This is a genomic window from Brevibacterium sp. p3-SID960, from assembly GCF_025144725.1.
Classification (GTDB): Bacteria; Actinomycetota; Actinomycetes; order Actinomycetales; family Brevibacteriaceae; genus Brevibacterium.
The window spans coordinates 1-14,628 of record NZ_JALXKS010000031.1 but is presented as its reverse complement, the minus strand read 5'-3'; the positions used below and the strand labels follow the sequence as shown (position 1 = coordinate 14,628).

The 14,628-nt window shown below is 66.9% G+C and carries 14 protein-coding genes; 5 read left to right on the top strand and 9 right to left on the bottom strand.

Features of this window, described 5'->3' with window-relative positions:
* Nucleotides 1–89: 89 nt before the first annotated feature.
* Both M3B11_RS09765 and M3B11_RS09760 read left to right on the top strand, forming a co-directional pair.
* Complete coding sequence (locus M3B11_RS09765; protein WP_259877291.1) at nt 90–1,394, top strand: diaminopimelate decarboxylase; 1,305 nt, start codon at nt 90–92, stop codon at nt 1,392–1,394.
* A gap of 138 nt (nt 1,395–1,532) precedes the next feature.
* Entirely contained in the window at nt 1,533–2,546 is a 1,014-nt protein-coding gene (locus tag M3B11_RS09760) for a TAXI family TRAP transporter solute-binding subunit (RefSeq protein ID WP_170273435.1), read from the top strand.
* A 38-nt stretch (nt 2,547–2,584) separates the two neighbouring features.
* On the opposite strand, the gene M3B11_RS09755 is transcribed toward M3B11_RS09760, so the two are convergent.
* The gene (locus tag M3B11_RS09755) at nt 2,585–4,096 is read right to left on the bottom strand and encodes an ABC transporter substrate-binding protein (protein ID WP_259877290.1); all 1,512 of its coding nucleotides are present in this window, start codon (nt 4,094–4,096) and stop codon (nt 2,585–2,587) included.
* Nucleotides 4,097–4,597: 501 nt separating this feature from the next.
* Here M3B11_RS09755 and M3B11_RS09750 point away from each other — a divergent pair.
* A complete protein-coding gene (locus tag M3B11_RS09750) occupies nt 4,598–5,218 on the top strand; it encodes a CPBP family intramembrane glutamic endopeptidase (RefSeq protein WP_259877289.1) in 621 nt (206 codons plus the stop codon).
* Here the strand turns inward: M3B11_RS09750 and rdgB are convergent.
* The 5 genes from rdgB to clpS all read right to left on the bottom strand — a co-directional run bounded on the left by rdgB (nt 5,185) and on the right by clpS (nt 8,577).
* Nucleotides 5,185–5,808, bottom strand: a complete 624-nt coding sequence (gene rdgB / locus M3B11_RS09745; protein ID WP_259877288.1) for an RdgB/HAM1 family non-canonical purine NTP pyrophosphatase — start codon at nt 5,806–5,808, stop codon at nt 5,185–5,187. The two genes, M3B11_RS09750 and rdgB, sit on opposite strands and share 34 nt — an antisense overlap.
* 72 nt (nt 5,809–5,880) lie before the next feature.
* Nucleotides 5,881–6,615, bottom strand: coding sequence for a ribonuclease PH (gene rph / locus M3B11_RS09740; RefSeq protein ID WP_165883399.1), 735 nt, complete (start codon nt 6,613–6,615; stop codon nt 5,881–5,883).
* 67 nt (nt 6,616–6,682) lie between these two features.
* Nucleotides 6,683–7,516, bottom strand: a complete 834-nt coding sequence (locus tag M3B11_RS09735; RefSeq protein WP_311197796.1) for an MBL fold metallo-hydrolase — start codon at nt 7,514–7,516, stop codon at nt 6,683–6,685.
* Between the two features lie 19 nt (nt 7,517–7,535).
* The gene (locus tag M3B11_RS09730) at nt 7,536–8,243 is read right to left on the bottom strand and encodes a DUF2017 family protein (RefSeq protein WP_259877287.1); all 708 of its coding nucleotides are present in this window, start codon (nt 8,241–8,243) and stop codon (nt 7,536–7,538) included.
* A 16-nt stretch (nt 8,244–8,259) separates the two neighbouring features.
* The gene (clpS, locus tag M3B11_RS09725) at nt 8,260–8,577 is read right to left on the bottom strand and encodes an ATP-dependent Clp protease adapter ClpS (RefSeq protein WP_259877315.1); all 318 of its coding nucleotides are present in this window, start codon (nt 8,575–8,577) and stop codon (nt 8,260–8,262) included.
* Between the two features lie 67 nt (nt 8,578–8,644).
* On the opposite strand from clpS, the gene M3B11_RS09720 reads away from it, so the two are divergent.
* On the top strand, nt 8,645–9,994 hold the full coding sequence (locus M3B11_RS09720; RefSeq protein ID WP_259877286.1) for a nicotinate phosphoribosyltransferase: 1,350 nt from the start codon (nt 8,645–8,647) through the stop codon (nt 9,992–9,994).
* A gap of 84 nt (nt 9,995–10,078) precedes the next feature.
* Here M3B11_RS09720 and M3B11_RS09715 read toward each other — a convergent pair whose 3' ends face one another.
* Together M3B11_RS09715 and M3B11_RS09710 are read right to left on the bottom strand one after the other, a co-directional pair.
* Nucleotides 10,079–11,878 (bottom strand): DEAD/DEAH box helicase, encoded by a 1,800-nt coding sequence (locus M3B11_RS09715; protein WP_259877285.1) that lies wholly within the window; start codon nt 11,876–11,878, stop codon nt 10,079–10,081.
* A complete protein-coding gene (locus M3B11_RS09710) occupies nt 11,879–12,139 on the bottom strand; it encodes a DUF3039 domain-containing protein (protein ID WP_165883404.1) in 261 nt (86 codons plus the stop codon).
* A gap of 41 nt (nt 12,140–12,180) precedes the next feature.
* Here M3B11_RS09710 and M3B11_RS09705 point away from each other — a divergent pair, with 41 nt between their 5' ends.
* Nucleotides 12,181–12,723, top strand: coding sequence for a flavin reductase family protein (locus tag M3B11_RS09705; protein WP_259877284.1), 543 nt, complete (start codon nt 12,181–12,183; stop codon nt 12,721–12,723).
* A 54-nt stretch (nt 12,724–12,777) separates the two neighbouring features.
* Here the strand turns inward: M3B11_RS09705 and gdhA are convergent, their stop codons facing one another.
* Nucleotides 12,778–14,115 (bottom strand): NADP-specific glutamate dehydrogenase, encoded by a 1,338-nt coding sequence (gdhA, locus tag M3B11_RS09700; RefSeq protein ID WP_259877314.1) that lies wholly within the window; start codon nt 14,113–14,115, stop codon nt 12,778–12,780.
* Between the last annotated feature and the right edge of the window lie 513 nt (nt 14,116–14,628).

Below are 14,628 nucleotides of genomic sequence, written 5' to 3'. Positions count from 1 at the left end.
GCTGGCAGCTGCCCGAGAGGTTACGATGATTCCACCAGCGGCCGGTCACCGGCCGCCGGGATCACCACCTCCGACGTACAAGGAGCCCAGTGCACCACGCTCAGCGGCGCGCGACCGCGATCTCCGACGCCTTGGCCCGGGAGATGCTCCCGGCCGACTACCCGATCATCGGCATGGTCGACCTCGACACCCTCGATGAGCTGTTCCACGCCGCCGAGGCGGCCTTCGACTCCCCATCACCGGTTACCCACGCGGTCGCTGCGAAGGCCGTGACGCTCGTGCCGATGATGCGCCACCTCGCCGAGCTCGGCGCCGGCTGCGAGGTGGCCAGCCCCGGTGAGCTCAAGATGGCGCAGCTGGCCGGGTTCACCCCCGACCGGATCGTCTTCGACTCCCCGGCCAAGACCCGCCATGACATCGACACCGCCTTAGACCTCGGCGTGGCGATGAACCTCGACAACTTCACCGAACTCGCCCGCATCGACGAACACTTAGGCGGCGCAGCCCCCAAAGGCCGGATCGGTGTGCGCATCAACCCGCAGCTGGGTGCTGGCAAGATCGAGGAGATGTCGACCGCGACCCCGACCTCGAAGTTCGGCATCCCGCTGCGCGACGAAGGCTCCCGGCAGGCGATCATCGATGCCTATACCGCTCGCCCATGGCTCAACCAGGTCCACGTACACTCCGGCTCCCAGGGCATGGCCCTGTCCTCGATGGCCGCCGGTGTGCGCGCCGTCGTCGACCTCGTCGCCGACATCCACGCAGCGATCGGCCACCAGCAGATCACCCACATCGACATCGGCGGAGGGCTGCCGGTCAACTTCGACTCCGACGCCCACACCCCGAGCTTCGCCGACTACCGGGCCGCGCTCGAGGCCGAGGTCCCCGAGCTCTTCGACGGCACCTACGGCATCATCACCGAGTTCGGCCGCTCCCTGCTGGCCAAGTCGGGCACGATGCTCACCCGTGTCGAATCGACCAAGGTCGTCGGCGGCCGGCCGATCGCCGTCTGCCACGCCGGCGCGCAGGTCGCCGCCCGCACGATCTTCATGCCCAACGCCTGGCCGCTGCGCGTCACCGTCCTCGACCCGACAGGCGAGGAGCGCGAAGACGACATCTGCGTCCAGGACGTTGCAGGACCCTGCTGCTTCTCCGGCGACATCATCGCCCACCAGCGCACGCTGCCGCTCATCCACGAAGGCGATGTCATCGCCATCCACGACGTCGGCGCGTATTACTTTTCCAACTCATTTTCCTACAACGCCTTGCCACGGCCTGCCGTCTACGGATACAGAGAGAAGGACGGCGCAGTGGCCTGGGTCACCCTCAGGCGACAGCAGACCATCGACGAGGTGGTCGCTGAGGCAGGAGGCGACGTTGACTCCAGCTGGTAGCAGCCGGTCCGGCAGCCACTGGCATCCGGCGGACGCAGCACAGGGCTGCACCGCCGCCTGACAGCTCATGCGGCCCACCGGCCGCAGCGGTAACCACCGCAGGTGAGAAACGGAAACCACAGAAGGAGCGAACCCGGTATGAAGATCGGACTCGTAGGACGCGCGGCGGCAATCATGTCCGCTGCAGCACTTGTACTGAGCGCATGCGGCGGCGGCACCGGCGGCGGTGGCGGCAACGGCGGCGGCGAACCGGCAGAGGACTTCACGCAGGACCTCACCTTCGCCACCGGCGGCACTGCAGGCGTGTACTACCCGCTGGGCAATGAGTACTCCCGCATCTTCCAGAACGAAGTCGACGGCCTCACGGTCAACGCTGTGGAGACCGACGGCTCGGTGGACAACCTCGGCCGCATCGCCAAGGGCGAAGCCCAGCTGGCATTCACCCAGAACAACACCGCCCACGATGCTGTGAGCGGCTCCGGCGAGTTCGAAGAGCTCGGACAGCCGCTGGAGAACATCGGCTGGATCGGCCAGCTGTACCCCGAGGCCGCACAGGTCATCACGCTGGAGGACAGCGGCTTCGAGTCGATCGAAGACCTCAAGGGCAAGAAGATCGCCGTCGGCGCCCCCGGTTCGGGCACTGCGGCCGTCGCCAAGCTCATCCTCGACGCCTACGGTTTCGAAGATGGCGACTACGAGCCCTTCGAAGAGAGCTTCGCCGATGCCCGCTCGAAGCTCCAGGACGGCAACATCGACGCGTCGATCGAGATCCTCGGCGTCCCGGCAGCATCGCTGTCGGAGCTGGCAGCCAACGCTGACGTCAAGCTGTTGCCGCTGGACAAGGACAAGGCCGACCAGATCGCCGGCGAATCGCAGTACGAAAGCTACGTCATCCCGGGCGGCTCGTACGACTTCGCTCCTGACGACGTGCAGACCGTGACCGTGTTCGCCACGATCGTCGCCTCGACCAACCAGGTCAGCGAAGAGGATGCCTACGGCATCACGAAGGCGATCTACGAGAAGGCCGGAGACATCTCCCTGGCACAGGGCAAGCTCATCAAGACCGAGGACGCTCTGCTCGGCCGCGGTGATGTCGAGCTGCACCCGGGTGCTAAGAAGTACTTCGACGAACAGGGCATCAGCACCGAGTGATGACAGGGCCCGGGGGGGGCCCCCCCCCCCCGGGGGCGTCACTTCCAGGCCAGGGTGGCGATCGGGAAGGAGTCGGAGACGAAGTTCTCCGGCAGTCCCTCGACCCCGGCGTCGGCGACGATGAGGTTGGGGAACAGGAACAGGAACCCGGCCGCGGCGTCCTCGGTGATCGTGCGGGCGACGTCCTTCATGCCTGCGACGTACTCCTCCTCGGTGCCGGTGTCGGCCTTCTTCGCGGCGTCTTCGATCTGGGAGTAGTCATAGCCGGTGTAGTAGCCGTCGCTGAACACGGTGAGCATGTCGTTGGCCTCGACGTGGTTGATGACCGACATGTCGTAGTCGTGATTGGTGAAGGTCTTCTCCAGCCACACCGCCGGGAATTCTTGGGTCTCGATCGTCGGCTTGAGCCCTGCCTCTTCGAGCTGGGAGACGACGATGTCGGCCACGGCGGTGGCATACGGCAGGTTGGGGACGGTGTAGGTGAAGGATTCGCCTTCGATGCCGGCTTCCTTGACGAGCTCCTTGGCCTTGTCGAGGTCGTGCGGGTACACGTCGGTGAGGTCCTCATAGTACGGGGCGGTCGGCGGGACCATCCCGCCGATGAGGGTGCCGTAGCCACCCCAGGCGGTGTCGAGGATGGCCTGCTCGTCGATGGCGTAGAGGACGGCCTCGCGGGCCTTCTTATCGGCGAAGATGCCCTCGGCGTTGTTCATCGACAGCACGACTTCGCCGTTCGTGGTGCCCTCGACGACCTGGTAGTCATCGGGTGATTCGAAGTCGCCGGCCAGTTCGGGGGCCTGCAGGCTGGCGAGCACGTCGACTTCGCCAGACTTCACGGCGTTGACGGCTGCGACGGGGTCTTTGTAGTACTTGAAGGTCACCGTCTCCAGATTCGGCGCACCACCCCAGTAGTCGTCGCGAGCCGCGTAGACGATCTCCTGGCCGCGAGTGAAGGACTCCACCTCATACGGGCCGGTGCCGACAGCCGTGTTCGCCAGGTCGTCGACGGCATCTTCGCTGAACACCGCGCCCACGGCGCTGGCCAGATCGTACAGCCACCCGTTCGAGGGGTCGCTCAGCGTGATCTCGACGGTCGCGTCGTCGGGGGTGTCGATCGAGTCGATGACGGCCATCTTGGCTTTGAGTCCGTTGGTCCAGGCATCGGAGTTGACGCGCTCATAAGAGAACTTCACATCTGCGGAGGTCAGCTCGTCGCCGTTGGAGAACGTCACACCGTCCTGCAGGTGGAAGGTGTAGGTCTTGCGGTCCTCGGAGACGTCCCACGATTCGGCGAGCGCGGGCTTGAGCTCGCCGTCCTGGTCGATGCGCACGAGCGATTCGTAGACGTTCTCCATCAGCGCCTGCGGAATCGCCGCACCACCGGTGGTGGTGAAGTCGAGATTGACCGGCTCGGCAGTGTGCGCGACGACCATGTCGGTGCGCTTCTCCTCCCCGCCTGAGCCGTTGGTGCCGGCTCCTGCGCTGCAGCCGGCGGCGGTGAGCACGACAGCGGCAAGTGCTGCCGCCCATGCAGTGAGTCGTCGCGTCATTTTTCCCTCGAGTCTTGTGTCCAGTGGTGACCGGCCTCCGCGGGCCTGGATTCACCTTAACGGACGCTCAGCGCCGGCTGAGAGATCGTCTCGCAATGTGTCCTGCTCCACACCCCGCGCTCGAGGCGGCGGTCGCCTGACACCCCACCGTTGCGAATGCAGATGCGGGATATGATCGACTCACACTGCTCAACGTCGACAGGCCCCCGTGATGTCAGCCTGGATTCGCTCGTCCCCGCTCCTGGCGTTCGCGGTGCTGGCCTATGCCGGTTCATGGATTGCGTGGAGCCCATGGTGGCTGGCCCGCAATGGTGTGGGCGCGCTTTCCTATGAGCTGCCGTTTCCTGCCGTGACCGGCATGAATCAGCTCGGCCTCTTCGCAGCCCGTTCGCCGCAGCCCTCGTCGTCACCGGCGTGCGGTCCGGTCGTGCTGGGATTTCTCGCCTGCTGGCCTCACTTGTGCAGTTCCGGGCGCGCGGCCGCTGGTACGCCCTTGTCCTCGTGGCGATTCCGCTGGCTGCCGGGATCGGCTACGCGCTCGTCTCCGGTGTGGATCCGGAGGCGGGCTCAAGCGTCGGGTTCCTCTTCGTGTTCCTCCTCAGCAGCTATCTCATGTTCCTGCTCGGCGGGCCGCTGCAGGAGGAGCCGGGCCGGCGCGGCGTCGCACTGCCGCTGCTGCAGCACCGGCATCATCCGCTCACCGCCGCGATCATCCTCGGGCTCATCCACTGCTTCTGGCATGCCCCGCTGTTCGCGACCGCCGAGTGGGACACCGCCCGCGCCGGATTCGGCGACGACATCGCCTACCTGATGTTCAGCCTCGCCCTGTCAGTCGTCATCTCCTGGGTGTTCAACGGCTCGCGCGGTTCACTGCTGCTGGCGATCCTGGCGCACAACGGACTGAACTGGGCGATCCTCTCAGCCGGCGGGCTGACCGCAGCCGCGGCCACGACCTGGCCGGCGGCACTCGGCACGAGCGTGCTTGCGCTCATCGCGATCGCGCTCACCCGCGGCCGGCTCGCCTATGATCCGGCAGATCCTGCTGACCCGGCCGGGATGGTCGGCCCAGCCGGAGGGCGTGCCGATGCTCAGCTGCCGTCAGACCGTGCGGCGAGCAGCTGAGCCAGGCTGCGCAGCGCCTTGCCCCGGTGGGAGATCGCGTTCTTCTCACCTGCGCTGAGCTGGGCTGCGGTGATGTCGTGACCGTCGGGGTAGAAGATCGGGTCGTAGCCGAAGCCCTGCTCACCGATCGGCTCCCGGCCGAGCCGCCCGGTCATCCGGCCCTCGGCGACCACGGCCTCGGGCGCGGGACCTTCGGTCGGGTCGATGAACACGGCGGCACAGCAGAATGCGGCCTGCCGGTGCTCATCGGGCACATCGGCCAGCTGGGCGAGCAGCAGCTCGTAGTTGGCGACGTCGTCGCCGTGCCGGCCGGACCAGCGGGCTGAGAAAATCCCCGGCGCGCCCCCGAGCACGTTGACGGCCAGCCCGGAGTCATCGGCGATCGCCGGCAGCCCGGTGTACTCAGCTGCCGAGCGGGCCTTGAGCTCGGCGTTGGCGGCGAAGGTCACCCCGTCCTCGACGACCTTGGGCAGGTCGACGTCAGCGGCGGTGAGCACGGTGACCGGCCGATCGAGGACGTCACGCAGGATCTCTTCGAGTTCCTTCCGCTTGCCCTCATTGCCGGTGGCGATGACGATTCGCTCGAACATGCTCGCTCCTGTCGGTCAGTGGGTCGATCGATCGGTCGGCCGGCCGACCGATCAGTCGGTCAGCAGCGGCTGTCAGCTGCGCGGGCGTGCGAGGGCTTCGCGCTGCAGCTCGGTCAGCTTCGCGCAGCCGGTCTCTGCCAGGCTCAGCAGGGTGTCGAGTTCGGTGCGGTCGAAGGCCTGCTGTTCGGCCGTGCCCTGGATCTCGACGAACCGGCCGGAGCCGGTCATGACGACGTTCATATCGGTGTCTGCTGCTGAGTCCTCGACATACGGCAGGTCGAGCGCCGGCTTTCCGTCGACGATGCCGACGCTGATCGCCGCGATCGAGTCGGTCAGCGGTTCGGCAGCGGCCGGGATCCAGCCGCGGGAGCGTCCGGTGTCGATCGCATCGGCCAGTGCGACGTAGGCGCCGGTGATGGCTGCGGTGCGGGTGCCGCCGTCTGCTTGGAGGACGTCGCAGTCGAGCTGGATGGTGTTCTCCCCCAGTTTGTCCATATCGACAACCGCGCGCAGGGCGCGGCCGATGAGGCGGGAGATCTCGTGGGTGCGTCCGCCGATCTTGCCCTTGACGGATTCGCGCGGGCTGCGGTCGTGGGTGGCCCGGGGCAGCATCGCGTATTCGCCGGTGACCCAGCCGCGGCCGGAGCCCTTGAGCCAGCGGGGCACGCCCTCGGTCAGGGAGGCCGCGCACAGCACGCGGGTGTCGCCGAACTCGATGAGCACGCTGCCCTCGGCATGGGTGAGCCAGTCGCGGGTGATGCGCACCTCGCGCAGCTCGTCATGGGCGCGGCCGTCAGGACGGGTCATGGGATCTCCTTGTGCGAGGCGGTTCGGGGCGGCCGCCGCTTCGGCAGGGCGGCCGTGTGTCTTCAGGCTACAGCTGCCAGGTGTTGCCGGGTCGGGCGAGTTCGATCGGCCCGGAGAATTCGGCGGCGGCTTCGGCGCGGACCATGCAGGCATCGGTCCACGGCGGGATGTGGGTGAGCACGAGGTTCTTCGCCTCGGCGGCATCGGCGACCCGGCCGGCGCGCAGGCCGGTGAGGTGGATGCCGCGGGCGGCGTCGCGGTCCTCCTGGAACGCGGCTTCGCAGACGAACACGTCGGCACCGCGGGCGGCTTCGACGAGACTGTCGCACTCATCGGAGTCACCGGAGTAGGTGATGACGTGACCGGCCTGGTCTTCGATCCGCAGCGCATAGGCCTCGACGGGGTGCTCGACGAGGAACGCGGTGATCGTCAGCGGCCCGATCGTGAACGCAGCGCCGGGGGTCAGGTCGTGGAAGGCGAAGATCGTTGACAGGTCGGTCGGGTGCGACTGCCCTGCCACCGGGCTCAGTCCCGGCTCGGTGTGGTAGGCCGCAGCGAGCCGCTCGTCTGTGCCGGCCGGTCCCCAGACGGGCAGGGAGGCCCGGATCGCGCCGGTGTCGGTGTGGGCGTCGCCGCAGTTGAAGTACTTCGGGTCGTAACTGCGGTAGACGTACAGGCCGGTGACATCGAGGCAGTGGTCCGGGTGCAGGTGGGACAGCACGACGGCATCGAGGCTGCTGGGGTCGACGTAGTTCTGCAACGCGCCGAGCGCCCCGGATCCCAGGTCGATGACGACCCGGTACTCCCGGTGGTCGACGGCTGCCTCCAGCAGGTAGCAGCTGGCAGCCGAGGCGGGCCCGGCAAAGGAGCCCGAGGTGCCGATTGCGGTCAGTCGCATCATGCCTGTTGTTCCTTCTCCATCAGGCGTCCTCCTCGTCCTCTGCGCCGGTGCCGAGGCCCGAGAGCAGGATCGTCGTCAGGCGTTCCTGCGCCCAGGTGAGGAAGTCGTAGACGGTGAGCATCGTGGCCTGCTGGTCATCGAGCTCATCGGCGGCCTCGCGGGCATAGAGGTCTTCGACATCGGATTCGCTGGCCATGCTCATCCGGGTGGCGAGCACGAGCCTGACGTCGTTGAGCGCCATCGACCAGGCTCTGGTGTGTGCTTCGTCGAGTTCGATCCGGCCGGTCAGCGACAGGTCGTACAGGGCGATGCGGATGTTGGCGAGCTTCGATTCGCGCAGGTCGTGTTCGGTCAGCCGGCGGAACTCCGCAGATCGTTTGGCATCATCGCCGTCGACGTCGGGCAGCAGCCGCAGCACGGCCGGATCCTCGGGCCGTTCGGCGCTCGAGATGCCGACCAGCCGGGCGAGGTCATCGGCGGTGACTTCCTGCTCGCCGGTCTCCCCCGCCTCGGGCGCTGAGTCATCCGGTTCACCCACCTCGGGCGCGGAGTCATCCGGTTCACCCGCCTCGGGCGCGGAGTCATCCGGTTCACCGGAGGGCGCATCGAGTTCGTCCTCGCCGCCGAGCATGACGGCGACGTCGGAGAGCAGGGAGCGGAAGATGTGCTTCTCGCCGGGTTCCAGGTCGAGCACGGCGAAGGCGCGCGCAGTCGAGTGGATCTTCATCAGCGGCCCTCCGGGCTCACACCTCGCCACTGGTCGGGGCGGGCCGGCAGGTCGCCCACAGGCCGAAACCGTGCATGGCGGCGGTGTCGCGCTCCATCTGCTCGCGGCTGCCGGTAGCCACAACGCTGCGGCCGAGTTCGTGGACTTCGAGCATGAGCTTCTCGGACTTCGCACGCGAGTAGCCGAAGTAGCTCTGGAAGACGTATGTCACGTAGCTCATGAGGTTGACCGGGTCGTTCATGACGATGCATGCCCACGGCGAATCCGGCCGAGCCTCATGCAGAGTCTCAGCCTGGGGATCGATCACCGCTTGGGATGAGTCGCCGGTTGACATCACGCCTTTCACTGTAGGCGAATTCATGGTTCACCCAGTAATCCTGCAGTGGCCTATCATCGTTCCTATGAGTGATCTCACACCGGCTTCTCCGCGGGGTTCTGCCCCATTCCGCCCGTCGACAGCCCTGCTGACCGACCATTATGAACTCACCATGCTGCAGGCCACGCTCGATTCGGGCCGTGCTGAGCGCCGCAGCATCTTCGAAGCCTTCGGACGCCGGCTGCCGGCCGGCCGCCGCTACGGCATCGTCGCCGGCACCGGCCGGATCTTGGAGATGCTCGCCGACTTCACGTTCACGTCCGAGGAGCTCACGTTCCTCGAATCGACGAAGGTGGTCGACTCGATGACCCTGGACTGGCTGGCTGATTTCCGGTTCTCCGGCGACATCCGCGGCTATGCCGAGGGCGAGGTGTACTTCCCCGGTTCGCCGCTGTTGAGCGTCGAGGCGACCTTCGCCGAGGCGGTGGTGCTGGAGACGATGATCCTCTCGGCTCTCAACTACGATTCCGCAGTCGCCTCGGCAGCCTCCCGGATGAGCCGGGTCGCCGGCTCCCGGCCATGTGTCGACATGGGCTCACGGCGCACACACGAGCAGTCGGCCGTCGCCGCGGCGCGGGCGACCGTGGTCGCAGGCTTCGCCTCGACATCGAACCTGGAGGCCGGGCGCCGCTACGGGCTGACGACGGTCGGCACCGCCGCGCACTCCTTCACCCTCATCCACGACTCCGAGCGCGAGGCCTTCGAAGCCCAGGTGCGGTCGCTGGGCTCAGACACGATCCTGCTGCTCGACACCTATGACGTCGACGAGGCGCTCACGACCGCCATCGAGGTCGCCGGCACCGAACTCGGCGGAGTCCGGCTCGACTCCGGTGACCTCGGCATCCAGGCCGCCGAGGTGCGCGAGAAGCTCGACGCCCTCGGTGCGATCAACACCCGCATCACCGTGACGAGCGATCTCGATGAGTATGCGATCGCCGGCCTGGCCGCCGCCCCGGTCGACGCCTATGGTGTCGGCACCCGGGTCGTCACCGGCTCCGGCGCCCCGACGGCAAGCCTGGTGTACAAGCTCGTCGCCCACAGCGATGACGCCGGTGAGTGGGTGTCGGTGCAGAAGAAGGCGACCGGCAAATCCTCGACCGGTGGGATGAAGGAGGCCGCGCGGATCATCGATGGCACGATCGCTGTCGAGGAGGCCATCGGCATCCCGCGCCTGGAGCTGCCCGATGATCTTCAGGCCCGCCCGCTGCAGGTGCCGCTGGTCACCGATGGAGAGATCGACCATTCCTACACCGGCCCCGAGGGGGTGCAGCGTGCCCGTGAGCGTCACGCCGCCTCGATGGCTGAGCTGCCGCGCACCGCGCACCGGCTGCAGGCCGGCGAGCCGGCGATCCCGACTGTCTTCTACAGCGCCTGAGACGAGGTACCGGTCTGCTGCGCTGCCCCTGGCCGCGCAGCAGCGGCCCGACTCAGCGCCGGCCCGACTCAGCGGCGGCCCGTTTCAGCGGCGGCCGACGAACCAGGCCTGCAGCTTGGTGATGCGGGCCTGGATCTCCTTCCGGCTCGCCTCAGCGACCGGCGGCCCCCCGCAGGCCTTGCGGAGGTCGACGTGGATGGCGGCATGGGGTTTGCCCGTGCGCCTGGCCCACGCGCCGACCATCGTCTGCAGCTTGCTGCGTTCCTCCTTCAGCAGCCGGTGATCGTGCTCGGCCAGCTCCGCGGCCGGCACCGCGGTCTGGTCCGTCGTCCCTGAGCGGGCGCGCCGCTTCGTCTGCTCGGCTTGCCGGGTGCGCAGCAGTTCGGTGACCTGTTCGGGTTCGAGCAAACCGGGGATGCCGATGAAGTCGAGTTCGTCCTCAGAGCCGATCATGCCGCCGGAGCCGAACTCACCACCGTCGAAGAGCACCCGGTCGAACGAGGCCTGCGAGTCAAGGGCTTCATAGGAGCCGAGCAGATCATCGGAGGCAGATTCGCTGGCATTGGCCTCAGCGAGCGCCTCATCGTCGAACACCACCTCGTCCTCGGCACCGGGATCCGGCCGGCGGTCGAGTGCGTGGTCGCGCTGGAGCTCGAGCTGATTGGCCAAAGCCAGCAGGATCGGCACCGAGGGCAGGAAGATCGAGGCGGTCTCACCGCGGCGGCGGGCCCGCACGAAGCGGCCGATCGCCTGGGCGAAGAACAGCGGCGTCGACGACGAGGTCGCATACACGCCTACGGCCAGGCGCGGGACATCGACGCCTTCAGAGACCATGCGCACGGCGACCATCCACCGGCGTTCGGAGTTCTGGAACTCCTCGATCCGCTTCGAAGCGCCCTCTTCATCGGAGAGGACGACGGTGACCGGTTCGCCGCAGATCTCGCGCAGCTGCTTGGCATAGGCGCGGGCGACCTCCTGGTCGGTGGCGATGACGAGCCCGCCGGCGTCGGGGACGCTCCGGCGGACCTCGGACAGCCGCAGATCGGCGGCCTTGAGCACGGCAGGAACCCACTCGCCCTTCGGGTTGAGCGCGGTGCGCCAGGCCTGGGCGTGGATGTCCTTCGTCGCCTCAGCGCCAAGCACGGCAGACATCTCATCGCCGGCCTTGGTGCGCCAGCGCATCTCACCGGAGTAGGTCATGAACAGGACCGGACGCACGACGCCGTCCTTGAGCGCCTGCGCGTACCCGTAGGTGTAGTCGGCCTTCGAGGTGCGGATGCCCTCCTCGTCTGGGACGTATTCGACGAACGGGATCGCAGCGGTATCGGACCTGAACGGCGTGCCGGTCAGGGCGAGCCTGCGCCGGGCCGGGCCGAACGCCTCGCGCACGGCATCGCCCCAGGACAGGGCGTCACCGGCGTGGTGGATCTCATCGAGGATGACGAGCGTCCGGGCAGCCGCCGTGCGGTTGTGGTGCAGCACCGGTTTCGCCGCGACCTGCGCGTAGGTGACGGCCACGCCGTGGAATTCCTTGCCGTGGCGGCCCTGCGAGTTCTTGAAATTCGGGTCGATGCGGATGCCGACACGCGAGGCGGCGTCGGCCCACTGGGTCTTGAGGTGCTCGGTGGGGGCGACGACGGTGATCCGGTCGACTTTGCGCTGGGCGAGCAGCTCGGCGGCCAGTCGGAGGGCGAAGGTCGTCTTTCCGGCTCCCGGGGTCGCGACGGTGAGGAAGTCGCGCGGCTCTGTATCGAAGTAGCGTTCCAGGGCTTCGGCCTGCCAGGCACGCAGTTTGCCCGCCGTTCCCCACGCGGCACGTTCGGGAAAGGCTGGTGAGAGGTGTTCTGCTGCTGAAGTTCCTGGGATCCGTGTCGGACCCGACATTTACTCCTGCGGTCCTTCAGGCATCGATTCGTAGATCTCCTTGCACTTCGGGCAGACCGGGAAGCGCTCAGGATCGCGGGTGGGGATCCACACTTTTCCGCACAGCGCGATCAGCGGAGTGCCGGTGACCATGGATTCCATGATCTTGGCCTTCGGCGCGTAGTGCGAGAACCGCTCGTGATCGCCGGGCTCAGCAAGCTGGTCCTGTGTCTGGCGCTCGATCGTGGCGGCGCCACCTGTTGCGGGCATCGTGTCGGACATAGCCACCATTCTAGCGCTGGTCGCTGACTAGACTAATCGGCATGGCCGACAGTGACGCACCCCTCTCGTTCTTCCCCGCGCCCGAGGCGCCGGCTGACGAGGACCTCATCCGCACCTACCGGCAGGTCGCCGGGCAGATGGTCCGACCGGTGGCGGTGGTGGCGTGTCTGCGGGGTCGGCAGCCGCATGCGGTCACCGTCGATTCGTTCCTCGATGTCTCCTATGATCCGCCGACGATGGCGGTGAGCATCTACTCGGGTTCCCGGATGATGGAGTCCCTGGAGATCGCTGAGGCGATGACGATCAGCGTGCTGGCAGCTGAGCAGAAGAATGTCGCCCAGTGGCTCGGTGAGCCCGGTCAGCCGCTGTATGGGGTGCTCGATACGGTGCCGACGCATGCGGCTCCTTCCGGTGTGCCCTACATCGCCGGTGCTGCTGCGGTGTTCGACTGCCGGATCACCAACCGTCTGGAGATTGCCACGCACACGCTCGTCGTCGGCGAGGCGCGCAGCTGTGCTGAGACGGTCGGCGTGCGGCCGCTGGCGCGCTGGCAGGACGACTACGGGACCGTCACCGGGCGCTGAGATGTACAAAGCGCCGGTGCCTCTCAGGGCACCGGCGCTTCGCGCTGCGCAGCATCAGACGACGCCGAGGCTGTGCATCGCGTCGGCGACGCGGACGAAGCCTGCGATGTTGGCTCCGGTGACGAGGTCGCCGGGCTGGCCGTATTCGTCTGCGGCTGAGGCGCAGCGTTCGTGGATGCCGGTCATGATCTCATCGAGCTTGTGCTCGGTGTAGTCGAAGTCCCAGCTGTCCCGTGAAGCGTTCTGCTGCATCTCCAGGGCGCTGGTGGCCACGCCGCCGGCGTTGGCGGCTTTGCCGGGGCCGAAGAGCACCTTGTTGTCGCGGAAGATCCGCACAGCCTCGGGCGTGCAGGGCATGTTCGCGCCTTCGGCGACGACGCGCACGCCGTTGTCGACGAGCATCTGCGCGGATTCGCCGTTGAGCTCGTTCTGGGTGGCGCACGGCAGGGCCACGTCGGTTTTGATCGACCAGACGTTGCCGCCTTCTTCGAAGCGTGCGCTCTCACGTCGCTTGGCGTATTCGCCGACGCGTTCGCCTTCGACGAGCTTGACTTGCTTCAGCAGCGCGATGTCCATGCCCTTGGGGTCGTGGACGAAGCCGGAGGAGTCGGAGACGCCGATTACGGTGGCGCCGAGCTCCTGGGCCTTCTGCGCGGCGTGGATGGCGACGTTGCCGGAGCCGGATACGACAACGGACTTGCCTTCGATCGTCCGGTTGGTCTCCTTGAGCATTTCACGCACGAAGAACACGGTGCCGAAGCCCGTGGCTTCGGTGCGGACCATCGAGCCGCCGTAACCGAGGCCCTTGCCGGTGAGCACGCCTGCTTCGTAGCGGTTGGTGATGCGCTTGAACTGTCCGAAGAGGAAGCCGATCTCCTGTTCACCGACGCCGATGTCGCCGGCCGGCACGTCGGTGTATTCGCCGATGTGACGGTAGAGCTCGGTCATCATGGACTGGCAGAACCGCATGATCTCCAGCCGCGACTTTCCCTTGGGGTCGAAGTCGGAGCCGCCCTTGCCGCCGCCGATCGGCATGCCGGTCAGCGCGTTCTTGAAGGTCTGCTCGAAGCCGAGGAACTTGATGATGCCCGAGCTCACCGTCGGGTGGAACCGCAAGCCGCCCTTGTACGGGCCGAGGGCGGAGTTGAACTCAACGCGGTAGGCGCGATTGATCTGGACTTCACCATTGTCATCGACCCATGGAACGCGGAAGATGATCTGCCGTTCGGGCTCGCAGAGGCGCTCGACGGCTGCAAGGGCGAGGAACTCGGGATGCTTGTCGACGACAGCACCGAGCGAATGCAGGACTTCGTGGACAGCCTGGTGGAACTCGGACTCGCCGGGATTGCGGCGCAGCACAGTGTCGAACAGAGGCTGTAGGTTCGGGTGCAATGACATGAATCGATTGTAAGTGTTGCACGCGATGTTCCGTACAGTGGGCCGGGTTGCGGATACGCGATGACCATCAGCACGTTCCGCCGACCGCACACAAATGAGATAAACCTACCGGTCACAGCTCTATCGGGCGCGCAGCTAAGCCGGCCAGCGGAGCACATGAAGTGCGGAAAAGACGATCCGAACTCCGGACACCGTCTGCATAGACCCTCATGCACATGGGAAATCATGCACCCCATGAGCGTCCTCCACGGTGTGCAGAAAGCCGGCAGAAGAGAGTGTGCGCAGCACCGAAAGCTGCGTCAGCAGGAGCTCATGAAGCAGACTCATCCAAGGGCGGCTCACCCGCGGAAGAGACAAAAGGGAGCATGGGCCTGTCTGACAGACGGGCAATGGCACTGGCTGTTCATGCGCGGCGTCGGTTCGGTCTCGACTGCCGGCGGATCTGCCGTGAATAGGAGCGAGCCCGGGGAGCAGTGCTCAACCCGGGCTCGACTTTCTCTATGAGTG